Origin of the sequence: Streptomyces antibioticus (assembly GCF_002019855.1) — a bacterium.
Lineage (GTDB): Bacteria > Actinomycetota > Actinomycetes > Streptomycetales > Streptomycetaceae > Streptomyces > Streptomyces antibioticus_B.
In genome coordinates this window covers 1,841,205-1,863,728 of sequence record NZ_CM007717.1, presented here as the reverse complement: position 1 = coordinate 1,863,728, position 22,524 = coordinate 1,841,205, and the positions used below count along the sequence as shown (strand labels likewise).

Below are 22,524 nucleotides of genomic sequence, written 5' to 3'. Positions count from 1 at the left end.
CCGTCCAGTGACGCCCGGGAAAGGTCCGTCCGTGTCCGACCAGTCCGACCAGCACCCGCACGAGCTGATCGTCCTCGACCCCGCCACCGAGGAGGTCGTCGCCACCGTCCCGGCCGCCGACGCCGCCGACGTGGACCGCGCGGTCGTCCGCGCCCGCGCCGCCCAGACCGGCTGGGCCGCCGCGGCCCCCGCCGACCGGGCCCGGCTGCTGCGCCGCTTCGCCGACACCGTCGACAGCCACCTCGAAGAGCTGGCCCGCCTTGAGGTCCGCGAGGCCGGGCACCTCCTCGGCAACGCCCGCTGGGAGGCCGGCAACGCCCGCGACCTGCTGCTCTACGCGGCCGGCGGCGTCGAACGCCTCACCGGCCGGCAGATCCCCGTCCCCGGCGGCTGGAACATCACCTTCCACGAACCGCTCGGCGTCGTCGGCGTGATCGCCCCCTGGAACTTCCCCATGCCGATCGCCGCCTGGGGCTCCTTCCCGGCCCTCGCCGCCGGCAACGCGGTCGTCCTCAAACCCGCCGAGACCACCCCGCTGACCGCGCTCAGACTGGCCGAACTCGCCCTGGAAGCGGGCCTGCCCGAGCATCTCTTCCAGGTGCTGCCCGGTCATGGCGCGGTCGCCGGACGGGCGCTCGTCGACCACCCCGACGTGGCGAAGATCGTCTTCACCGGCTCCACCCGCACCGGCCGCGAGGTCATGGAGCGCTGCGCCCGCCAGGTCAAGCCCGTCACCCTCGAACTCGGCGGCAAGAGCCCGAACATCGTCTTCGCCGACGCCGATCTGAAGTCCGCCGTCGACCCCTTCTCGTTCCTCGACAACTCCGGCCAGGACTGCTGCGCCCGCACCCGGATCCTCGTCCAGGAGACCGTCTACGACGAGGTCGCCGACCTGCTCGCCCGGGAACTGTCGGCCGTCGTGGTCGGCGACCCCGCCGACGAGGCGACCCGGATGGGCCCGCTGATCTCCCGTCAACAGGTCGACCGTGTGCGGTCGTTCGTGCCCGACGACGCCCCCGCCCTGCGCGGCACGGCACCCGAGGGGCCCGGCTTCTGGTTCCCGCCGACCGTCCTCACCGGCGCCGCGCCCGACTCCGACGCCGCCCGCGAGGAGATCTTCGGCCCCGTGGCCGTGCTGCTCCCCTTCACCGACGAGGCGGACGCGATCCGGCTCGCCAACGACACCCCCTACGGCCTCTCCGGATCCCTGTGGACGCGGGACATCGGCCGCGCCCTGCGCGTCTCGGGTGCCGTGCGCGCCGGGAACCTGTCCGTCAACTCCCACTCCAGCGTCCGCTACTGGACCCCCTTCGGCGGCTACAAGCAGTCCGGGGTCGGCCGTGAGCTGGGCCCGGACGCCCTGACCGCCTTCACCGAGACCAAGAACGTCTTCATCAGCACGGAGGGCCCCGCACAGTGACCGCATCCACCGAGGGCATCGTCTGCCGTCGCCTCGTCGGCCGTACGGCCGTCATCACCGGAGCCGGCAGCGGCATCGGCCTCGCCACCGCCCGCCGGCTCGCCTCCGAGGGCGCGCACGTCGTCTGCGCCGACATCGACGAGGACGCCGGCAAGGCGGCCGCCGAGGAGGTCGGCGGACTCTTCGTCAGGACCGACGTCACCGACGCCGAGCAGGTCGAAGCCCTCTTCAGGACGGCGTACGACACCTACGGCAGTGTCGACATCGCCTTCAACAACGCGGGCATCTCCCCGCCCGACGACGACTCCATCCTCGACACCGGCCTCGACGCCTGGAAACGCGTCCAGGAGGTCAACCTCACCTCCGTCTACCTGTGCTGCAAGGCCGCCCTCCCCTACATGCGGCGCCAGGGCAGGGGCTCCATCATCAACACGGCGTCCTTCGTGGCGAGGATGGGCGCCGCGACCTCGCAGATCTCGTACACCGCCTCCAAGGGCGGCGTGCTGGCGATGTCCCGCGAACTGGGCGTGCAGTTCGCCCGCGAGGGGATCCGGGTGAACGCGCTGTGCCCCGGACCGGTCAACACCCCTTTGCTGCGCGAGCTGTTCGCCAAGGACCCCGAGCGGGCCGCCCGCCGCCTGGTCCACATCCCGCTCGGCCGGTTCGCCGAGGCGGAGGAGATCGCCGCCGCCGTCGCCTTCCTGGCCAGCGACGACTCCTCCTTCGTCAACGCCAGCGACTTCCTGGTGGACGGCGGGATCTCGGGCGCGTACGTCACCCCGCTGTAAGGCCGTTCTCCTGTCCTGCTATCGGAAGGTGTGGCCCCCTGCCCTGCTAGAGGAAGGTGTGGCCCTCGCCCCGGTACGTCGGGACGGTCGCCGTCACCCGGTCGCCCTCGACGAGGTGCAGCACCTCGAACCGCTCGCACAGCTCACCGGCCTTCGCGTGCCGGAACCACACCTTGTCGCCGATCAGCAGATCGTCGGCGGGGGAGCCGAGCAGCGGGGTCTGCACCTCGCCCGGCCCCTCCTGGGGGTCGTAGCGCAGGCCCTCCGGCAGATACGGCACCGGGAGCCGGTCCGGGCCGGCGGCACCGGAGGCGGGGTAGCCGCCGCCCAGCACCGTCACGACCCCGACCCCCGGCCGCCGCACCACGGGCTGCGCGAACAGGGCGGCCGGACGGCCGCTGAACGACGTGTAGTTGTCGAACAGCCGCGGCACGTACAGGCCGGACCCCGCGGCGATCTCCGTCACCGAGGACTCGGCGGCGGTGCTCTCCACACTGCCGGTGCCCCCGCCGTTGACGTACTCCAGATCCGGTACGACGGCCCGCACCGCGCGCACCACCGCGGCGCGCCGCTCCGCCAGCTCACGCCGGGCGGTGGCCTGCATCAGCCGGATCGCCCGCGAGCGCAGCGGCCGTCCCGCGAGCGAGTCGCCGACGCCCGCGACATGGCCCTCGTACGCCATGATCCCGACGATCTTGAAGCCCGGCCGGCGGCTCACCGCCCGCGCCAGGTCCGCCACCTGGGACGGCGAGTGCAGCGGTGAACGCAGGGCGCCGACCCGCACCCGGCCGCCGAACAGCTTCAGCGCGGTGTCCAACTCCAGGCAGACCCGCACCACTTCGGTGCCGCCGGCCCGGGAGGCGTCGATCAGGTCGAGCTGCGCCACGTCGTCGATCATGACGGTGACGGCGCCGGCGAGCTTGGGGTCGACGGCCAGCTCGGCGAAGCCGGAACGGTCGGCCGAGGGGTAGGCGAGCAGGATGTCCTCGAACCCGGAGCGCGCGAGCCACAGGGACTCGGCGAGGGTGAAGGACATGACACCGGCGAAGCCGTCCCTGGCGAGCACACGCTCCAGCAGGGCCCGGCAGCGCACCGACTTGCTCGCCACCCGGATCGGCTTGCCGCCGGCCCGCCGCACGAGATCGGCGGCGTTGGCGTCGAAAGCCTCCAGATCGACGATCGCGACGGGGGCGTCGAGATGCTCGGTGGCCCGGTCGTACCGGGCCCGGTCGGCGGCGCGCGCAGTCATGAACGAAGCCTGCCAGACTGGATTACCGCAGGGTAGGGGGACGATCCGGGCAGATGCCCCGGGGCCGCGGACTGGTTCCCGTTCGCGCCGGAACAAGCCGTAGAGTGACGCGCACACGGAGGACGGCTCCGGCCGGGAAGCCACGTCGGGATGCCGGCCGGGTCGTGCGGGTATGCGTGCCCAGGACGGACCACGACGTCCGCACCGGGCCGCCGCGGCACACACGCGGGCCCGCGTACGAGAACGACGGCCCGGGCACGAGGAAACGGGGGGCGCATTGAGCACGGAAGCACGCCGCGCCTCGATCCCCCCACGCCCGGAGGTCCCCCCACGCCCCGCCCAGGCCCCGCCGGCCTCCGACCCCGCCGAGAACCCGAACTGGTCGGCCTCCGACCCGGCCGGGGACGTGAACTGGTCGGCCCCTGATCCGGCCGGGGACGCGAACTGGTCGGCCTCCGACCCGGCCGGGGACGCGAAGTGGTCGGCCTTCGACCGCCCGGCCCACACAGCCAACCGTGCGGACACCCCGCCCCCGCCCCCCGCATCGGCCCGCTTCCCCGACACCCCGCCGCCTCCGGCACACCCGGCGCCGGGCGCGGCGTCGTCGGCCCATCCGGCACCGGGCTCCCCGTCAGCGGCTCACCTGACCCCGGGTGCTGCGCCGCCTGCTCACCCGGCACCGGGCTCCCCGTCAGCGGCTCACCTGACCCCGGGTGCCGCGGCGCCTGTTCACCCGGCCCCGGGTGCTTCGTCAGCGGCCCATCCGGCACCGGGCTCCCCGTCAGCGGCCCACTTGGCCCCGGGTGCCGCGGCGCCTGTTCACCCGGCCCCGGGTGCTTCGTCAGCGGCCCATCCGGCACCGGGCTCCCCGTCAGCGGCCCACCTGACCCCGGGCTCACCGTCGCCTGCTCACCCGGCCCCCGGTGCGTCGTCGTCGGCCCACCTGGCACCGGGTCCTGCTGCGTCGGCCCACCTGAGCCCGGGTGCCTCGTCGCCTGCTCGCCCGGAGCCGCCCGTCGCGCCGCCGACCCGCCCGGCGGCGGCCGACGAGCCCCGCACCCCGGCGCCGAGTGCCTCGTGGCCGCCCCGCCCGGAGACGGCTCCCGGGGCCACCGGGGCCCGGGACGTCCCGGGTTCGGCCGAGGGCCCGGGTACCCAGGGTTCGAATCACGCCTCGGACGTCCCCCGCCCCGCTGCCGCTCCCGGCGGCCTGCACGACTTCCGCCGTCCCGGTTGGACGGGTCCGCGCCAGACGGGCCCGGACGGCTCCCGCCCGGCCGGTCAGGACGCGACCCGCCCGAGCGGGCCGGCCACGGCCCGTCCGACGTCTGCCGACTCGACCGGCCCGCGCAGCGGCGGCCCGGCCGGCTCCGGTTCGGCCGGCCTGGACGACGGCTTCCGCCCGAGCGGCCCGGCTGGCCCGGACCCGTCCGGCTCGGTCGTATCGACCGGCCTGGACGGTTCCCATGCGGCTGGCGCGGACGACGGCTTCCGTCCGTCCGGTCAGGGCCCGGCCCGCCCTCCGGTCGGGCCCGACGCCTTCCGCCCGAATGGCCCGAACCCCACCGGCGTGGTCGCTCCGACCGGCCTGGACGACTCCCGCCACACGGGTCCCGACGCGCCCCACGCGAGTGGTCCGACCCCGACCGGCGCGGTCGCTCCGACGGGCCTCGACGGCTCCCGTCCTGCCGTCCCGGCCGAGGGGTTCCGTCCGAGCGGCCAGAGTCCCGCCCGCCCTGCCGGTCCCGAGGCGCCCCGTCCGAGCGGCCCGACCCCGACTGGGGCGGTCGCTCCGACCGGCCTGGACGGGTCCCGTTCCGCCGACTCGGCCGACGGTTTCCGTCCGAGTGGCCAGGCCCCCGCCCGCCCTGCCGGTTCTGACGCGCCCCGCGCGAGTGGTCCGACCCAGACCGGCGCGGCCGCGGCCCGTCCGGCAGGACCTGACGCCCCCCGCGCGAGCGGCCCGACCCCGACTGGGGCGGTCGCTCCGACCGGGCTGGACGGCTCCCGTCCTGCCAGCTCGGCCGACGGTTTCCGTCCGAGCGGCCAGAGTCCCGCCCGCCCTGCCGGTCCCGACGCGCCCCGCGCGAGTGGTCCGACCCCGACCGGTGCCGTCGGCCCGAACGCCCCGCGTGGTGCCGGTGCCGATGTCCGTCGTGAGGCCCCCGCCCCCGGGGCGACCCCGCGTTCCTCCGGGCGGGACGACGTGCGTGCCGGTGACTCCGAGTCCTCCTACCTTCCCCCGGCGTCCGACAGCGCCTGGAGCCCTCTGCCCCGCGGCTGGGTTCCGCCGCCCAGCGCCGCGCCCCCCGGCACCGGGCACCGCGACCCGGCCCCGGAACGCCCCGCCGGCAGCGGCACGGCACCCGGTCACGAGGCCCGTCCGATCCCCGGCCAGCGCCCCGCTCCCGCCCCCGGCAACGGAACCACCACCGGCCCACGCCCCGCCGCGCCCGCCAACTCCCCCTTCGCGCCCCCCGCCACCGGCACCCCCGACTCCCACCCCGCCTGGACCCCCGTATCCCCCGTCTCGCACCCCGACTTCTCCGCCTCGGCCGGGCCCGACCCCGCGCTCTCCTGGAGTGCGCCGCTCGTGCCCGGTGGGGCGCCGGGGGCCACGCGGCCCGTGGTGTCGTTCGCGGAGCCCGAGGGGTTCGGGGAGCCCGTGCGGCAGGGGATGGGCGCGCGTCAGCGGGCCGTCGTCGCGGCCGCCTGTGTCGTGCTCGGGCTCGGGCTGATCGGCGGGGCCGTCACCGGGAGCTGGCTCGTCGGCGGCTCCGCGGACGCGGCCGAGCGGACCTCGTACGCCACCGCCGGCGGCCTGTGGCACAACGTCCCCGTCGACGACCTCTTCCCCCGCACCGTCGACGGACAGGGCGCCGGCCCCGGCGGAGCCGACCGCACCTGGACCCGGATCGGCGTCGCCCCGGACGGCGACTGCGCCGAAGCCCTCGACCCGCTCCTGCGCACCGCCCTCGCCCCGGTCGGCTGCCGCAGGCTCCTGCGCGCCACCTACACCGACGCCACCCAGAGCTACGTCACCACCGTGGGACTGCTCTTCACCACCGCCGACGCGACGGCGATGCGCGCCCTCGACGCCCGTTTCACCAAGGAGGGCCTCGCCAAGCGCGACGACCTGATGCCCAGGCCGTACGCCGTGAAGGGCACCGTCGCCGCCGGCTTCGGCGCCAAGCAGCGCGCCTCCTGGACGATCTCCGTGCTCACCGACGCCCCGGTCGTCGTCTACACCGTCTCCGGCTGGGCCGACGGCCGCGCCGTCGACACCCCCCAGCCCGCCGCGGAGGCCACCGCGTCCGGCGCCACCACCGCCCCCGGCCAGGCCGGACTCGGCCACGAGGCGCAGGGCCTCGCCGACCGCGTCGAGCGCGGCCTGCGCAGAACCGCCGCCTCGCCGCCCCCGGAGCAGTCCCGATGAGCCGCCGCCCCACGACCCGCCGGGCCGGGATCCTGTGCTGCCTCCTCGCCGGCGCCGTCGCCCTGCTGCCCGCCGCCCCCGCCCACGCGGACGGCATACGCGGCCAGCAGTGGGCCCTGGACGCCCTCCACACCCAGGAGATCTGGCAGACCACCAAGGGCAAGGGCATCACCGTCGCCGTCCTGGACACCGGCGTCGAGGCCGACCACCCCGACCTGGAGGACAACGTCCTGCCCGGCAAGGACATGGTCGGCTTCGGCGCGAAGGAGGGCGACCGCGCCTGGGCCCGCCACGGCACCGCCATGGCCGGCATCATCGCCGGTCACGGACACGGCTACGCCGACGGCGACGGCGTCCTCGGCATCGCCCCCGAGGCCAAGATCCTCCCCGTCCGGGTCATCCTGGAGGACGGCGACCCGCAGCGCGCCAAGGCCCGCAGCACCCGCGGCAACGCCCTCGCCGAAGGCATCCGCTGGGCCGCCGACCAGGGCGCCGACGTCATCAACCTCTCCCTCGGCGACGACTCCGCCTCCGCCCACCCGGAACCCGCCGAGGACGAGGCCGTCCAGTACGCGCTGAAGAAGGGCGCCGTCGTCGTCGCCTCGGCCGGCAACGGCGGCGAGAAGGGCGACCACATCTCCTACCCGGCCGCCTACCCCGGCGTCATCGCCGCCACGGCCGTCGACCGCTACGGCACGCGCGCGTCGTTCTCCACCCGCCGCTGGTACGCCACGGTCAGCGCGCCCGGCGTGGACGTCGTCATCGCCGACCCGGACCACAAGTACTACCAAGGATGGGGGACGAGCGCGGCCTCGGCGTTCGTCTCCGGCGCCGTGGCCCTGGTCAAGGCCGCCCACCCCGGGCTCACCCCGGCGCAGATCAAGAAGCTCCTGGAGGACACCGCCCGCAACTCCCCGGAGAGCGGCCGCGACGACTCCCGCGGCTACGGCTTCATCGACCCCGCCGCCGCGATCAGGGAAGCCGACGGCCTGAAACCGCAGGGCCTCAAGTCGGTGCCGTACGACGAGGAGTACTTCGGCCCGGGCCCCGACGCCCCCCGCTCCGACACCGCGGCGGACGGCTGGGCGGCCCCCGTCGCCGGTGCCGTCGGCGTGGTGCTGCTGGTGGCGGCCGTCGTGGTCTGGCGCGCCCGCCGCGAGCGCTACGACACCTACTGACCCGCCGTCGCCGACGCCTCCCCGCCCCCGGCGACCGCCGTCACCGCCGCCCGCGCCGCCGCCTCCACCAGCGCGATGCCGGCCGCCTGCGTGGCGCTGCCGTTCGACACCACGGCCACCAGATAGTCCGACCCGCCCGAGGTCACCCGCCCGATGCTGTTCACGTCCCACAGCCCGGTCGTGCTCCGCGCCAGCCAGCCGTTCTTCAGCCGCCACGCGGAACCGTCGGCGGCCGCCGAGACCCCCCACCGCTGCCCGGCGGCTATGGTCCCCATCAGCTCCTGGACGTACGACCGCGAGTCCGCGCTCAGCGCCGAGTCAGAGTCAGAGCCCGAGTCCGATGCAGAGTCCGTCCCGAAGATCTGCCTGAGCAGGGTGAGCTGGTCGGCGGCCGTCGTCTGGGTCAGCCCCCACAGCATGCCGGCGCCGCCCTCGGTGGCGGTCAGCCCGAGCCGCTCGTTCGCCGCGTCCAGCCCCTCCGCCGCGCCGATGGACCGCCACAGCGCCGACGCCGAGTCGTTGTCGCTGTTCCGGATCATCGCGGCGGCGTACGTCTTCTCGGCCGTGGTGAGCCGCCGTCCCGCGTCCTGCGCCCGGAGCAGCAGCGCCGCCAGGATGTCGACCTTCACGATGCTCGCCGTGTCGAAGGCGGAGTCGCCGTACGTGGCCCCGGCGCCGCTGTCCAGCGCGAGCACGGCCACGGAGACCCGCGCGTCGCCGGGGACGGCCACCGACTCCATCGCCTCGGCCAGCAGCGCGTCGTGATCCACCTCGGGCACCGTCACCTCGTCCACCGACACCTCCCCGCCCGCCGCCTCGTACGCCGACACCGACGCCGAGGGCGTCGCGGTCGCCGACGATACGGGCTCGCCGCCGGAGTGCTCCCGTGCCTGCACGTAGACGGTCCCGCCGGCCGTGACACCCACCACGGCGACGGCGGCGATCACCACGGCGAGGAGCGGCCGTGACCGACGGCGGCGCCGGGACGAGCGTGCGCGGGGAGACTCCATGCCCGTGATGGTGGGCGCACCGACTGTGCGGGCCGTTAGACGGACGTTAGAGCCGCGTCAGCGATGTCTGAGAATCCTGTGAATCCCGTGTCCGCCGGGTTACCGGCCCCGCACAAGCCCAGCAGCATCCCCCCGATAGGGTCGGGGACCGTGGCGAACAAGAACATTCCCGACCCCGGCTACTCCGACGACGACGGCTCCGCCGACCCCCGGCTGAGCGCCGCGCTCGCCGCCTGGGCCGAGGACCGCACCGCCGTGAGCCCGGTGCTGGAGGCGCTCAAGGGCGCCCGGCTCCTGGTCCCCGTGGTGGCCGTGCTCGGCGAGGTGGAGGAGGACGAGAACGGGCTGCGCCGCGAGAAGACCAGCGACATGGCCGTCCCCACCCTGAAGGCCGGCACCCGCACCGCGCTGCCCGCCTTCACCTCCACCGACTCCCTCGCCCGCTGGGACCCGGGGGCGCGCCCCGTCGCCGTCCCCCTGCACCAGGCGCTGCGGGCCGCCGCGCACGAGAAGGCGGACACGGTCGTCCTCGATCTGGCCGGTCCGGTGGCGTTCGAACTGACGGGCCCGGCGCTGCTCGCGCTCGCCGAGGGCCGTACGACGGCGGACCCGCTCGCCGATCCGGCGGTGCGGGAGGCGGTCCGGGCCGCGGTGGCCGCCGAGCCCGCCGTGGTCAGCGCCCATCTGGGACCGGGCCAGGCCGACGGCACGCTTGCCCTCGTCCTCGACCCGGCGGCCGTGCCCGCCGAGACGGCCCGGGCGGTCGCCGGACGGCTCGCCGCCGACGAAACACTGAGGGCCCGCCTGGTGCGCGGCCTCGACCTGGCACTGCTGCCGGCCGGGACGACGCCTCCGGGCGAGCCCCTGTACGTACGGGACTGAGTCAGCCGTAGACCGGGCCCGTGTACTTCTCGCCCGGGCCCTGACCGGGCTCGTCCGGGATCAGGGACGCCTCGCGGAAGGCGAGCTGGAGCGACTTCAGGCCGTCCCGCAGCGGGGCCGCGTGGAAGGAGCTGATCTCGGTCGTGCTCGCGTCCAGCAGCCCGGCGAGGGCGGTGATCAGCTTGCGGGCCTCGTCCAGGTCCTTGTACTTGTCGCCCTCCTCGGTGAGCCCGAGCTTCACGGCGGCGGCGCTCATCAGGTTGACGGCGACCGTGACGATCACCTCGACCGCGGGGACCTCGGCGATGTCGCGGGTCATCTCGTCGAAGTCGGGGCCGTCGGAGGAGCCGGGGGAGTCCGCGGGGCCGGCGGGGGAGGTGTCACTCATGCGGGACACGATAGGCGCAGGCCGGACCGGGGTCCCAGTCGGCCCGGATTGGCCGTTCCCGGCACGGGCTGCTAATCTCGTGTAACGACCGGTCGGACACGCGTGCCCCTCAGCAGGCGGGTTCGGCCCACAAGTGGAGGCTCCGATCTCCCACCCGACCACCCTCCGGGGCGGCGGGTCACCCCGGTCAGGCGGCCGCCATCGTTCCGTACGGACGATGGAGTCGCCCGGTAGTGCGCCCCGCGATCCCTCGCGACGGTGCTCCGGTAGTGCTTGGAGCCCCGCATGTGATCGTTCGGGGCATTTTTTTGTGCTTCGGCGTGGTTATAGGTCTAACGACACAGACGTTACGTGGCCGTCCGCCAGGCTGCCGCGTGGTGCTACATAGGAGGATCCATCAGCGCCGAGCCCCGCATCAACGACCGGATTCGCGTTCCCGAGGTGCGACTTGTCGGTCCCAGTGGCGAGCAGGTGGGCATCGTCCCCCTGGCCAAGGCACTGGAGCTTGCCCAGGAGTACGACCTGGACCTGGTCGAGGTCGCGGCGAACGCCCGTCCGCCGGTCTGCAAGCTCATGGACTACGGGAAGTTCAAGTACGAGTCGGCCATGAAGGCCCGTGAGGCGCGCAAGAACCAGGCGCACACGGTCATCAAGGAGATGAAGCTCCGGCCGAAGATCGACCCGCACGACTATGACACCAAGAAGGGTCATGTCGTCCGGTTCCTCAAGCAGGGCGACAAGGTCAAGATCACGATCATGTTCCGCGGTCGTGAGCAGTCCCGTCCCGAACTGGGATACCGACTGCTGCAGCGTCTCGCGGAGGACGTCCAGGACCTCGGGTTCGTCGAGTCGAACCCGAAGCAGGACGGCCGAAACATGATCATGGTTCTCGGTCCGCACAAGAAGAAGACCGAGGCGATGGCCGAGGCCCGCCAGGCGCAGGAGGCCCGCAAGGCCGAGGCGAAGGCCAACCCCGGCCGCTCGCAGAACGCCGCGGACGCCGACGCCGTGAACGCCGAGGCGGACGTCGAGGTCGACGCCGAGGCGTGATCCACCGGGGGCGCGAGCCCCCGAAGGACACCATCCATACAAGAGCGACGCTCCACCCCGTGCCCGGTTTCACGACCGGGCACCGGAGCGCCACCGACGAGGAGAGAACGGCGCTATGCCGAAGAACAAGTCGCACAGCGGTGCCAGCAAGCGCTTCAAGATCACCGGCTCCGGCAAGGTGCTCCGCGAGCGCGCCGGCAAGCGCCACCTGCTCGAGCACAAGTCGTCCCGCGTGACGCGTCGCCTCACCGGCAACGCCGAGATGGCCCCGGGCGACGCCGCGAAGATCAAGAAGCTTCTCGGCAAGTGACGTGCCCGGCGCTCGCCACGAGCGCCGCACGTCGGAACCGGGACCCAATCGATTCCGGGCCGTGTGAGTCCAACCACGGCCCCGCTACAAGGAGTTAAAAAGTGGCACGCGTCAAGCGGGCAGTCAACGCCCACAAGAAGCGCCGGGCGATCCTCGAGGCGGCCTCCGGCTACCGCGGTCAGCGTTCGCGCCTGTACCGCAAGGCCAAGGAGCAGGTCACCCACTCGCTGGTCTACAACTACAACGACCGCAAGAAGCGCAAGGGCGACTTCCGTCAGCTGTGGATCCAGCGCATCAACGCCGCTGCCCGCGCCAACGGCATCACGTACAACCGCTTCATCCAGGGTCTGAAGGCCGCGAACGTCGAGGTCGACCGCAAGATCCTGGCCGAGCTGGCCGTCAACGACGCGGGTGCGTTCGCCGCGCTCGTCGAGGTCGCGCAGAAGGCGCTGCCGGCGGACGTCAACGCGCCCAAGGCCGCGTGACGCTGCGCTGGCTTTGAGCCGACGTGACTGTAGGGACCCGCAGGTTTCGCGCCTGCGGGTCCCGTCGCGTTGACGCCGTCGTCAGGCCGCGGGCCGGCGGTGGCCGCTCGCGCAGTTCCCCGCGCCCCTAGGGACACACCCGCACGCCCGCCCTGAGAGTTGCCGAAGGTGAAGCAGAACATGGCCCCCGCCAGCCCCGAGCTGATCTCCCCCCGTTCTCCCCGGGTCTTGGCCGCGCGGCGGCTCGCTCGGCGGAATTTTCGGGGGAAGGAGCGGCTGTTTCTCGCCGAGGGGCCGCAGGCCGTGCGGGAGGCGGCCGGGTACGGGGACACGCTCGTCGAGCTGTTCGCCACCGTGGAGGCCGCGGAGCGGTACGCCGACATCGTCGGTGAGGCCCGGACCGCCGGGGCCCGCGTCCACCTCGCCTCCGAGGACGTGATCGCCGACATCTCCACCACCGTCACCCCGCAGGGGCTCGTCGGGGTGTGCCGGTTCGTCGACTCGCCGTTCGAGGACATCCTCGCCGCCCGGCCCAGGCTGGTCGCCGTGCTGGCGCACGTGCGCGACCCCGGGAACGCCGGGACCGTCCTGCGGTGCGCCGACGCCGCCGGCGCCGAGGCCGTCGTGCTGACCGACGCCTCCGTGGACCTGTACAACCCCAAGGCCGTGCGCGCCTCCGTCGGCTCGCTGTTCCATCTGCCCGTCGCCGTCGGCGTCCCCGTCGAGCAGGCCGTGACCGGGCTCCGTGACGCCGGGGTGCGCATCCTCGCCGCCGACGGCGCCGGCACCGACGACCTCGACGCCGAACTGGACAAGGGCACCATGGGCGGCCCCACCGCCTGGGTGTTCGGCAACGAGGCATGGGGGCTCCCCGAGGAGACCCGCGCCCTCGCCGACGCCGTCGTCCGCGTCCCGATCCACGGAAAGGCCGAGAGCCTGAACCTGGCGACCGCCGCCGCCGTATGTCTCTACGCATCGGCCCGTGCACAGCGCGCCTCCGGAGGGTGCCGCTCCGTCACCGAGAGCTAGTAGGGTGACGTGCCCTGGGCCTCGTCCGTACGGGATGGGAGGTGGGGTACGGGGATGAGTGTCGGCACGAGCAGCGCACCGGGAGCGGCCCGACCGGCCGGTGACCTCGCCGAACTCGGCATCGACCCCGACGACCTGCCCGACGGGCTCGTCGTCGCCGACGAGCAGGGCCACATCGTCTGCTTCAACGCGGCCGCCGCGCGCATCACCGCCGTGTCCGCCGCGGAGGCCCTCGGGCAGCGGCTGGACAAGGCGCTGCCGCTGGAGGACCTCGAAGGGCGCCGCTGGTGGCAGCTCACCGACCCCTACGGCGGCCTCGCCATCCGCACCGGCCAGCCCGAGCGCAATCTGCTGCTGCCCGGCGGCCGTGAGGTCCTCGTCTCCGTGCGCTACGTCCGCACCGCGCCCACCGGCCCGGTCCGGCGGGTCGTCGTCTCGCTGCGCGACACCGAGGCCCGCCGCCGCACCGAACGCAGCCACGCCGAGCTGATCGCCACCGTCGCGCACGAACTGCGCTCGCCGCTCACCTCCGTCAAGGGCTTCACCGCCACCCTGCTCGCCAAGTGGGAACGGTTCACCGACGACCAGAAGCGGCTGATGCTGGAGACCGTGGACGCCGACGCCGACCGCGTCACCCGGCTGATCGCCGAACTCCTCGACATCTCCCGGATCGACTCCGGGCGCCTCGAGGTGCGGCGCCAGCCCGTCGACATAGGGGCCGCCGTCGGACGGCACATCCAGGCGTACGTCGCCTCGGGACAGCCCGCCGACCGGTTCCTGCTCCGTATCGAGCAGCCGCTGCCCGACCTGTGGGCCGACCCCGACAAGGTCGACCAGGTGCTCAGCAACCTGCTGGAAAATGCGGTGCGCCACGGCGAGGGAACCGTCACCATTGACGTCACGCCCTCGGCGTCCCCCCGCGAGGGGGAGGACGTCGCCACCTCGGTGACCGTGAGCGACGAGGGCGCCGGCATCCCGGAGGAGTCCATGAACCGCGTCTTCACCCGCTTCTGGCGGGGCAGCAAGCGCGGCGGCACGGGCCTCGGGCTGTACATCGTCAAGGGCATCGTCGAGGCCCACGGCGGCACCATCACGGTCGGCCGCGCCCCCGGCGGCGGCGCCGAGTTTCGATTTACGTTGCCCGTGGGCGCCCCGGCGTATCTCGCCTGACGGCCCGCGGGCGCGTTCGCCCGTCCACACCCCGTTAGACTCGGCCTTTGGCACTTCTGTGTCCCACGCACGCCAGATCCGCGAGCCGGTCACGGGGACCTTCAGCCAGCCAATCGGAAGCACGGGAAGAGATGTCGGCACCGAATAAGTCGTACGACCCTGTCGAGGTCGAGGCGTTGAAACCGGAAGAGATCGAGCGCATGCGGGACGAGGCGCTCGCCGCCTTCGCCGCCGCGGACTCCCTCGACGCGCTCCAGGAGGCGAAGGTCGCGCACACCGGCGGCACCTCGCCGCTGGCGCTCGCCAACCGCGAGATCGGCGCCCTGCCCCCGCACGCCAAGGCCGCCGCCGGCAAGCTGGTCGGCCAGGCCCGCGGCGCGGTGAACAAGGCCCTCGCCGGCCGCCAGGAGGAGCTGGAGGCCGAGCGGGACGCCCGGGTGCTGGTCGAGGAGGCGGTGGACGTCACCCTGCCGTACGACCGGGTCCAGGCGGGCGCCCGCCACCCGCTCACCACGCTCTCCGAGCGCATCGAGGACGTCTTCGTGGCCATGGGCTACGAGGTCGCCGAGGGCCCGCAGGCCGAGGCCGAGTGGTTCAACTTCGACGCCCTCAACATCGGCCCGGACCACCCGGCCCGCGGCGAGGCCGACACCTTCTTCGTGCAGGGCCCCGACGGCGGCACCGAGTCCGGTGTCGTGCTGCGCACCCACACCTCGCCGGTCCAGATCCGCTCCCTGCTCGGCCGCGAGCTGCCGGTGTACGTGATCTGCCCCGGCCGCGTGTACCGCACCGACGAGCTGGACGCCACGCACACCCCGGTCTTCCACCAGGTCGAGCTGCTGGCCGTGGACGAGGGCCTGACCATGGCCGACCTCAAGGGCACCCTGGACCACATGGTCCAGTCGCTGTTCGGCGAGGGCATGAAGACCCGGCTGCGGCCGAACTTCTTCCCGTTCACCGAGCCGTCCGCCGAGATGGACATGGTGTGCTACGTCTGCCGCGGCGAGTCCGTCGGCAACCCCGACCGCCCCTGCCGCACCTGCTCCAGCGAGGGCTGGATCGAGCTGGGCGGCTGCGGCATGGTCAACCCCAAGGTGCTGACCGCCTGTGGCGTCGACCCGGAGAAGTACAGCGGGTTCGCCTTCGGCTTCGGCATCGAGCGGATGCTGATGTTCCGCCACAACGTCGAAGACATGCGAGACATGGTCGAGGGTGACGTCCGGTTCACCCGGCCGTTCGGGATGGAGATCTGATGCGGGTCCCGCTTTCCTGGCTGCGGGAGTACGTCGACCTGCCGGCCACCGAGACCGGCCGTGACGTGCAGGCCAAGCTGGTGTCGGCCGGTCTCGAGGTCGAGACCGTCGAGCACCTCGGAGCCGATCTGAAGGGCCCGCTCGTCGTGGGCCAGGTGCTGAGCATCGAGGAGCTGGAGGGCTTCAAGAAGCCGATCCGCTTCTGCACCGTCGACGTGGGCACCGCCAACGGCACGGGTGAGCCGCAGGAGATCGTCTGCGGCGCCCGCAACTTCGCCGTCGGCGACAAGGTCGTCGTCGTCCTCCCGGGCGCCGTCCTGCCCGGCGGCTTCGCGATCGCCGCCCGCAAGACGTACGGCAAGACCTCCCACGGCATGATCTGCTCCAGCGACGAACTGGGCATGGGCGACGACGGCACCAAGGGCATCATCGTGCTGCCGCCCGAGACCGAGGTCGGCAAGGACGCCATCGAGCTGCTGGAACTGGTCGACGAGGTCCTCGACATCGCCGTCACCGCCAACCGCGGCGACTGCCTGTCCATCCGCGGCGTGGCCCGCGAGGCCGCCATCGCCTACGGTCTGCCGCTGCGCGACCCCGCCCTGATCGACGTACCGGCGCCGAACGCCTTCGGCTACCCGGTGCAGGTCTCCGAGCCGCTGGGCTGCGACCGCTTCACCGCCCGCACCGTCACCGGCCTGAGCCCGGAGGCGCGCTCGCCGATCTGGCTCAAGCGCCGGCTCCAGAAGGTCGGCATGCGGCCGATCTCCCTCGCCGTCGACGTCACCAACTACGTGATGACGGAGCTGGGCCAGCCGCTGCACGCCTACGACCGCGCGCGGGTCCGGGGCACCATCGGGGTCCGCCGGGCCGCGGAGGGCGAGCAGATCGTCACCCTCGACGGTGTCACCCGGAAGCTGCACGCCGAGGACCTCGTCATCACGGACGACCGCGGTCCCATCGGCCTCGCCGGAGTCATGGGCGGCGCCGACACCGAGATCGCCGACCACGACGACCTCGAGAACTCGACCACCGACGTGGTCGTCGAGGCCGCCCACTTCGACGCGGTGTCCATCGCGCGCACGGCCCGCCGGCACAAGCTGTCCTCCGAGGCGTCCCGGCGCTTCGAGCGCGGCGTCGACCCGGCCGCCGCCGCGGCCGCCGCCCAGCGCACGGTCGACCTGCTGGTGCTCCTCGCCGGCGGCACCGCCGAGGCGGGCGTCACCGAGGTCACCACCCCGTCCGGCCCGCACACCATCGCCCTCCCGGCGGACCACCCGGACAAGGTCGCCGGTGTGCACTACGGCCGCGAGACCGTCGTCCGCCGTCTCCAGGAGATCGGCTGCGACGTCTACGGACAGGACGAGCTGATCGTCACCGTCCCGTCCTGGCGGCCCGACCTCACCGAGATCAACGACCTGGCGGAGGAGGTCATCCGCCTGGAGGGCTACGAGAACCTGCCCTCCACGCTGCCCAAGCCCCCCTCGGGCCGCGGCCTCACCCACCGCCAGCGGCTGCACCGCCGCGTCGGCCGCGCCCTGGCCGGCGCCGGCTACGTCGAGGCGCCGAACTACCCGTTCATCGGCGAGGGCGTCTTCGACCAGCTCGGTCTGGACGCCGACGACCCGGCCCGCCGCGTCGTGAAGCTCACCAACCCGCTCAACGACGAGGAGCCCGCGCTCCGCACCACGCTGCTGCCGGGCCTGCTGGCCGCGCTGCGCCGCAACGACGGCCGGGGCACGCACGACCTGGCGCTCTTCGAGACCGGGCTCGTCTTCCACCCGCGCGAGGGCGCCGGGGCCGCCGGGCACCTGCCGGTCGACCGCCGTCCCACCGACGCGGAGCTGGCCGCGCTCGACGCGGTCCTGCCCGAGCAACCGCGCCATGCCGCCGTCGTCCTCGCGGGCGCCCGCGAGCAGGCCGGCTGGTGGGGCAAGGGCCGCCCGGCCGACTGGGCCGACGCCGTCGAGGCGGGCCGTGCGGTGGCCCGCGAGGCCGGCGCCGAACTCCTCGTGCGCCGGGGCCAGTACGGTCCCTGGCACCCGGGCCGCTGCGCCGAGTTCGCGGTCCTCGTGGACGGCACGGAGCGGGTCGTCGGCCACGCCGGCGAGTTGCACCCGCGCGTGGTGAAGGCGCTCGGGCTGCCCGCCCGCACCTGCGCGATGGAGCTGAACCTCGACGTCCTGGAGGCGGTCGGCGACGACACCCCGCAGGCGCCGAGCATCTCCACCTTCCCCGTCGCCACCCAGGACGTCGCGCTCGTCGTCGACTCCTTCGTGCCGCACGCCGACGTGGAGGCCGCGCTGCGCGAGGGCGCCGGTGAACTCCTGGAGGGCATCCGGCTGTTCGACGTGTACGTCAACGACGACCAGCTCGGCGAGGGCCGCACCTCCCTCGCCTACGCCCTGCGCTTCCGCGCCGCCGACCGCACCCTGACGGTCGACGAGGCGTCGGCCGCCCGGGACGCCGCGGTCGCCCTCGCGGGCGAGCGCACCGGGGCGGTGCTGCGAGGCTGACGCCCACCCCCGGGTTTCGTCACTCGTCCGAGTGGCAATCCGGGGGCACCGGCCCCGACGGGCCGGTACCCCGACAGAATCGGACCGGCCTCTCGGGGCCGGTCCGATTCCGCTGTGCGCGGGCCTGGATGGGCTGCCCGAACGGGCTCTGCGGGCCTGGATGGGGGGCCAGAAGACCATGTTCGGCATCAGGCGACCGCTGCGCCGGGCCGTCTCGCTGGGACTGCCCACGGCCTGGGGCGCCCTGGCGGTCACCTACAAACTGACCTGTCCGCCCGCCCAGCAGCAGGGCCTCGGCGCCAGGATCGTCACCAGCGCCGTGTTCTTCGCCGTCGGCACCGGACTGGTCGTCCAGGTGCGGCGCACCCTGCTGCGCGAGCTGCGGCAGGCCCGCCGGGTCGCCGGAGCCGCCCAGAGCGCCCTGCTGCGGCCGCTCCCGCCGCGCGTCGGCGGACTGGACGTGGCCGTCGCCCGGCTCTCCGCCGACCGCGGCGCCACCGTCGGCGGCGATCTGTACGAGGTCGTCGCCACCGAGTACGGCGTGCGGGTCGTGATGGGGGACGTGCGCGGGCACGGGCTGTCCGCCCTGAGCACCGTCGCCGCCGTGCTGGGCAGTTTCCGCGAGGCCGCGCACGACGAGGCCGACCTCGGACGCGTCCTGCGCCGCCTGGACCGGGCCCTCGCCCGCCATCTGCGCGAACGCGCCCGCGACACCTCGGAGTCCTCGGGCGTCCCCGACACCCCGGTCGCCGAGGAGTTCGTCACCGTCCTGCTGCTGGAGATCGCCCGGGACGGCGCGGTGCGCGCCCTGAACTGCGGGCACCCCTGGCCCTATCTGCTGCGCGGCCCCCGCGTGGAGCCCCTGGCCAGGGCCGATCCGCTGCCGCCGCTCGGCCCCTTCCCGCTGCCGCCCGACCTGACCGCCACACCCTGCGGTGCGCTGCGGCGCGGCGAGTCCCTGTTCCTCTTCACGGACGGCGCGGCCGAGGCCCGGGACGCGCGCGGCCGCTTCTTCCCGCTGCCGACGGCCCTCTCGGACGCCGTACGCCACCACCCGGTGTCGGCCCGGCATCTGCTGCGCGCGGTCCTGGCCGCCCTGCTGCGCCACACCGCGGGCAGACCGGCGGACGACGTCGCCCTGCTGGTCCTCCAGAACGGCCGGGAACGCGCCGCCCTGGGCGCCCGGGACGGCGACATGACCGGAACCGCCGCGTCATGAACCCCCCGGCGCCCCCCGGCGGGCACCGGGCGCGGTACAACGCCGGGCCGTCGCTTTATGAGGGGGAGCCGACGGCCCGGCGAACCTCTTTCGAGGCATTTCAGTCAACCGGCCGGAAACGCTCAGCGACAGCGCGCGCACCCCGCGGATACGCGCACTCCGTTCACACCCCGTGTGAATCGGCACCCACTAGTCTGGCCGCACCGAGGTACCGGGGGGCACCCAATGCAGCCCAACACTCTGCTCGACGCGATCCTGGACGAGGCGGGCGTCTCGCACGCGGGCCTCGCCGCCCATGTCAACCAGGCCGGAAGGGCCCGGGGCCTCGCCCTGCGCTACGAGCACACCGCGGTCGCCCGGTGGCTGAAGGGCCAGCGGCCGCGCGGCCAGGTGCCCGACCTGATCTGCGAGGTCCTCGCCGGGCGGCTGCACCGGCCGGTCACCCTGGACGACATCGGCCTCGGTGTGCCGGGCGAGCCGTCCGCCCCGCACGGCACCTCCCTGTCCGGCTTCGTGGAGCGGGCCACCGCGCTGTGGCGCTCGGACGAGCAGCAGCGCCCGCACCTCCTGGGCGCGCCCGCCGTGACCGGGACACCGGCGGTGATGCCCGTCTGGGAGTGGGAGAACCCGCCGGAGGACGTGGACGTCTCGCGCGGCGGCCCGCACCGGGTGACCTCCGCCGACATAGAGATGCTGCGCGCCGCCCGCACCCACTACGAGCAGCTCTACCGCAAGGCCGGCGGCATCGCGACCCGCGGCCGGATCGTCGGTTTCCTCAACGCCGAGGCGGCGCCGCTGCTGCGCGGCAGCTACACCGACGAGACGGGGCGTCAACTGCACCGCGCCACCGGCGGGTTGGTGGCGGTCGCGGGCATCTGCGCCTACGACTCGGACGCGCACGGGCTCGCCCAGCGCTACTTCCACCAGGCGCTGCGGCTGGCGAAGGCCAGCGGCGACCGGGGACTTGGCGCGTATGTGATCGCGCTGCTGGTCAACCAGTCGCTGTTCATGCGGGAGTACCGGCAGGCCGTCGCCTTCGCGGAGGCCGCGCTGCGGGCCGCGGGCCGGCACATCACCCCGGCGCTCGCCTCCGATCTGTACGCGATGCAGGCCAAGGCGTACGCCCACCTCGGCGACGGCACCAGCGCGCTGTCCTGCATCCGGCGGGCGGAGACGGCCGCCGAGCGCATCCGGCGCGGGACGGAGCCCGACGAGACCGGCTATGTGCAGCCGGGGCTGGTCAATGTGCAGGTGGCGGAGGCGCTGCTGAGCCTCGGTGAGATCGACGCGGCCGCGGAGCACGCGCTGGCCGCCGTCGACACCCCGGCGCACGACCGGGGCCGGGTGCACCGGCTCGCGATGCTCAGCACCATCGAGCTGCGGCAGGGCGACGCGGACCGGGCGGTGGTCACGGCGGTGCGGATGGCGGAGCAGGCCAGGGGGATGGAGTCCCAGCGGCTGCGCGACCGGCTGCGGGCGGTGCGTGAACACCTCGTCCGCAGCGGCGGCGCGGGCACGGCCGAGGCCGCCGACCTCATCGACGGGGCGCTGCGGGTACCGCTGTAGCACCGCGCGTCCCAGTCCCTGCTGCGATATTGCCCCTGACTCGACGGAAGGTGGCAGAACCGTGCAGTGGACGAAACAGAACGAACAAACTGTGTATGAGAACCGCTGGTTCAGCGTCAACCTGGCCGATGTGGAGCTGCCCGACGGCCGGCATCTCGACCACTTCCTCATACGGCTGCGGCCGGTCGCCGTCGCCACGGTCGTCAACGAGGCGAACGAGGTCCTGCTGCTGTGGCGCCACCGCTTCATCACCGACAGCTGGGGCTGGGAGCTGGCGGCGGGGGTCGTCGAGGACGGCGAGGACGTCGCCCGCGCGGCCGCCCGGGAACTGGAGGAGGAGACCGGCTGGCGGCCGGGGCCCCTGCACCACCTGATGAGCGTGGAACCGTCCAACGGCCTCACCGACGCCGTCCACCACATCTACTGGGCGGAGCACGGCGAGTACGTCGGACACCCCGTGGACGACTTCGAGTCGGACCGCCGCGAATGGGTCCCCCTCAAGCTCGTCCCGGACCTGGTCGCCCGCGGGGAGGTCCCGGCCGCCAACATGGCGGCCGCGTTAATGCTCCTGCACCACCTCAGGCACACCGAGACCTGAGACACACACGGGCCCGGCGCTCCGGGGAGCGCCGGGCCCGTGACCGGTAGGTGTGCCGGGGAATAGCGATCGGTACGTGTACCGGGATCAGTACGTGTAGAAGCCCGAGCCCGTCTTGCGGCCCAGCCGCCCCGCGTCGACCATCCGCTGGAGCAGCGGGGGAGCGGCGTACAGGGGCTCCTTGTACTCGTCGTACATCGACTGGGCGACGGAGGCGACGGTGTCCAGGCCGATCAGGTCGGACAGCTTCAGCGGGCCCATCGGGTGGGCGCAGCCCATCTCCATGCCGTTGTCGATGTCCTCGCGGCTGGCGATGCCCGTCTCGAACATCCGGATCGCGGAGAGCAGGTAGGGGATCAGCAGCGCGTTCACCACGAAGCCGGAGCGGTCCTGGGCGCGGATCGCGTGCTTGCCGAGCACCTTCTCGGCGAAGAGCTGGGCCCGGGAGAGCGTGCCCTCGGAGGTGGTCAGCGCCGGGATCAGCTCGACGAGCTTCTGCACGGGGGCCGGGTTGAAGAAGTGGACGCCGACGACCTGGTCCGGCCGTGAGGTGGCGACCGCCAGCTTCACCAGCGGGATGGAGGAGGTGTTGGAGGCCAGGATCGCGTCGGGGCGGGTCACCACCTGGTCGAGGACCTGGAAGATCTCCGTCTTGACCTGCTCGTTCTCCACGACGGCCTCGATCACCAGATCGCGGTCGGCGAACTCGCCGAGGTCCGTGGTGAAGCTGAGGTTCGCCAGCGTCGCGTCGCGCTCCTCGGCGCTGATCTTGCCGCGCTCGGCGGCCTTGGCCAGGGAGTTGAACAGCCGGGTACGGCCGATCTCCAGGGCCTCGCCGGTGGTCTCGGCGACCTTGACGTCGAGTCCGGCGCGCGCGCAGACCTCGGCGATGCCCGCCCCCATCTGGCCGCAGCCCACCACTCCGACGCGTGCAATGTCTCCGGCCGGGATGTCCGTCACAGTCGTCCCCTTCACTGGCG

Annotated in this window: 19 protein-coding genes; 15 read left to right on the top strand and 4 right to left on the bottom strand. The window is 73.7% G+C overall.

The window, feature by feature from the left end:
* Positions 1-31 precede the first annotated feature (31 nt).
* A complete protein-coding gene (locus AFM16_RS08285; RefSeq protein ID WP_078632916.1) occupies positions 32-1,420 on the top strand; it encodes an aldehyde dehydrogenase family protein in 1,389 nt (462 codons plus the stop codon).
* Complete coding sequence (locus AFM16_RS08280) at positions 1,417-2,208, top strand: 3-oxoacyl-ACP reductase (protein WP_030795590.1); 792 nt, start codon at positions 1,417-1,419, stop codon at positions 2,206-2,208. The genes AFM16_RS08285 and AFM16_RS08280 overlap by 4 nt, the downstream gene beginning before the upstream one ends.
* Before the next feature lie 46 nt (positions 2,209-2,254).
* Here AFM16_RS08280 and AFM16_RS08275 read toward each other — a convergent pair whose 3' ends face one another.
* Positions 2,255-3,457 (bottom strand): amino acid deaminase/aldolase, encoded by a 1,203-nt coding sequence (locus AFM16_RS08275; RefSeq protein WP_078632915.1) that lies wholly within the window; start codon positions 3,455-3,457, stop codon positions 2,255-2,257.
* Between the two features lie 2,206 nt (positions 3,458-5,663).
* Here AFM16_RS08275 and AFM16_RS08270 point away from each other — a divergent pair.
* Positions 5,664-6,893 (top strand): hypothetical protein, encoded by a 1,230-nt coding sequence (locus tag AFM16_RS08270; protein ID WP_245177663.1) that lies wholly within the window; start codon positions 5,664-5,666, stop codon positions 6,891-6,893.
* On the top strand, positions 6,890-8,071 hold the full coding sequence (gene mycP / locus AFM16_RS08265) for a type VII secretion-associated serine protease mycosin (protein WP_078632914.1): 1,182 nt from the start codon (positions 6,890-6,892) through the stop codon (positions 8,069-8,071). The genes AFM16_RS08270 and mycP overlap by 4 nt, the downstream gene beginning before the upstream one ends.
* Here the strand turns inward: mycP and AFM16_RS08260 are convergent.
* The gene (locus AFM16_RS08260; protein ID WP_030786176.1) at positions 8,065-9,081 is read right to left on the bottom strand and encodes a serine hydrolase; all 1,017 of its coding nucleotides are present in this window, start codon (positions 9,079-9,081) and stop codon (positions 8,065-8,067) included. The genes mycP and AFM16_RS08260 overlap by 7 nt on opposite strands.
* Before the next feature lie 150 nt (positions 9,082-9,231).
* Here AFM16_RS08260 and AFM16_RS08255 point away from each other — a divergent pair, with 150 nt between their 5' ends.
* Entirely contained in the window at positions 9,232-9,963 is a 732-nt protein-coding gene (locus AFM16_RS08255) for an SseB family protein (protein ID WP_078632913.1), read from the top strand.
* Position 9,964: 1 nt separating this feature from the next.
* Here the strand turns inward: AFM16_RS08255 and AFM16_RS08250 are convergent, their stop codons facing one another.
* Positions 9,965-10,351, bottom strand: a complete 387-nt coding sequence (locus tag AFM16_RS08250; protein ID WP_078632912.1) for a DUF1844 domain-containing protein — start codon at positions 10,349-10,351, stop codon at positions 9,965-9,967.
* Between the two features lie 351 nt (positions 10,352-10,702).
* Here AFM16_RS08250 and infC point away from each other — a divergent pair, with 351 nt between their 5' ends.
* From infC to AFM16_RS08200, 10 genes are all read left to right on the top strand, one after another.
* A complete protein-coding gene (gene infC / locus AFM16_RS08245; protein WP_167797163.1) occupies positions 10,703-11,401 on the top strand; it encodes a translation initiation factor IF-3 in 699 nt (232 codons plus the stop codon).
* 115 nt (positions 11,402-11,516) lie between these two features.
* Positions 11,517-11,711: a 50S ribosomal protein L35 gene (gene rpmI, locus AFM16_RS08240; protein WP_003977225.1), complete on the top strand. Its 195-nt coding sequence runs from the start codon at positions 11,517-11,519 to the stop codon at positions 11,709-11,711.
* Between the two features lie 101 nt (positions 11,712-11,812).
* Complete coding sequence (gene rplT / locus AFM16_RS08235; protein ID WP_018549117.1) at positions 11,813-12,196, top strand: 50S ribosomal protein L20; 384 nt, start codon at positions 11,813-11,815, stop codon at positions 12,194-12,196.
* Between the two features lie 180 nt (positions 12,197-12,376).
* The gene (locus AFM16_RS08230; protein ID WP_078632911.1) at positions 12,377-13,225 is read left to right on the top strand and encodes a TrmH family RNA methyltransferase; all 849 of its coding nucleotides are present in this window, start codon (positions 12,377-12,379) and stop codon (positions 13,223-13,225) included.
* Positions 13,226-13,279: 54 nt separating this feature from the next.
* Positions 13,280-14,395, top strand: a complete 1,116-nt coding sequence (locus AFM16_RS08225) for a sensor histidine kinase (protein WP_030786155.1) — start codon at positions 13,280-13,282, stop codon at positions 14,393-14,395.
* 131 nt (positions 14,396-14,526) lie between these two features.
* On the top strand, positions 14,527-15,648 hold the full coding sequence (gene pheS / locus AFM16_RS08220) for a phenylalanine--tRNA ligase subunit alpha (protein WP_030786152.1): 1,122 nt from the start codon (positions 14,527-14,529) through the stop codon (positions 15,646-15,648).
* Complete coding sequence (gene pheT / locus AFM16_RS08215; RefSeq protein ID WP_078632910.1) at positions 15,648-18,161, top strand: phenylalanine--tRNA ligase subunit beta; 2,514 nt, start codon at positions 15,648-15,650, stop codon at positions 18,159-18,161. The genes pheS and pheT overlap by 1 nt, the downstream gene beginning before the upstream one ends.
* 160 nt (positions 18,162-18,321) lie before the next feature.
* Positions 18,322-19,380, top strand: coding sequence for a PP2C family protein-serine/threonine phosphatase (locus tag AFM16_RS08210; protein WP_370628027.1), 1,059 nt, complete (start codon positions 18,322-18,324; stop codon positions 19,378-19,380).
* 225 nt (positions 19,381-19,605) lie between these two features.
* Complete coding sequence (locus tag AFM16_RS08205; RefSeq protein ID WP_030786144.1) at positions 19,606-20,946, top strand: NsdA family TPR-like regulatory protein; 1,341 nt, start codon at positions 19,606-19,608, stop codon at positions 20,944-20,946.
* Between the two features lie 61 nt (positions 20,947-21,007).
* Entirely contained in the window at positions 21,008-21,544 is a 537-nt protein-coding gene (locus tag AFM16_RS08200) for an NUDIX hydrolase (protein WP_078632909.1), read from the top strand.
* 87 nt (positions 21,545-21,631) lie between these two features.
* Here the strand turns inward: AFM16_RS08200 and AFM16_RS08195 are convergent, their stop codons facing one another.
* Positions 21,632-22,504, bottom strand: coding sequence for a 3-hydroxybutyryl-CoA dehydrogenase (locus AFM16_RS08195; protein WP_030786140.1), 873 nt, complete (start codon positions 22,502-22,504; stop codon positions 21,632-21,634).
* Positions 22,505-22,524: the final 20 nt, after the last annotated feature.

Bases quoted from the DNA above. Each gene is read 5' to 3' on its own strand.
- AFM16_RS08275 (WP_078632915.1), bottom strand. From the start codon at position 3,457: ATGACTGCGCGCGCCGCCGACCGGGCCCGGTACGACCGGGCCACCGAG.
- rpmI (WP_003977225.1), top strand. From the start codon at position 11,517: ATGCCGAAGAACAAGTCGCACAGCGGTGCCAGCAAGCGCTTCAAGATC.
- pheT (WP_078632910.1), top strand. From the start codon at position 15,648: ATGCGGGTCCCGCTTTCCTGGCTGCGGGAGTACGTCGACCTGCCGGCC.
- AFM16_RS08205 (WP_030786144.1), top strand. From the start codon at position 19,606: ATGCAGCCCAACACTCTGCTCGACGCGATCCTGGACGAGGCGGGCGTC.
- AFM16_RS08225 (WP_030786155.1), top strand. From the start codon at position 13,280: ATGAGTGTCGGCACGAGCAGCGCACCGGGAGCGGCCCGACCGGCCGGT.
- mycP (WP_078632914.1), top strand. From the start codon at position 6,890: ATGAGCCGCCGCCCCACGACCCGCCGGGCCGGGATCCTGTGCTGCCTC.
- pheS (WP_030786152.1), top strand. From the start codon at position 14,527: ATGTCGGCACCGAATAAGTCGTACGACCCTGTCGAGGTCGAGGCGTTG.
- AFM16_RS08260 (WP_030786176.1), bottom strand. From the start codon at position 9,081: ATGGAGTCTCCCCGCGCACGCTCGTCCCGGCGCCGCCGTCGGTCACGG.
- AFM16_RS08230 (WP_078632911.1), top strand. From the start codon at position 12,377: ATGGCCCCCGCCAGCCCCGAGCTGATCTCCCCCCGTTCTCCCCGGGTC.
- AFM16_RS08250 (WP_078632912.1), bottom strand. From the start codon at position 10,351: ATGAGTGACACCTCCCCCGCCGGCCCCGCGGACTCCCCCGGCTCCTCC.
- AFM16_RS08210 (WP_370628027.1), top strand. From the start codon at position 18,322: ATGGGGGGCCAGAAGACCATGTTCGGCATCAGGCGACCGCTGCGCCGG.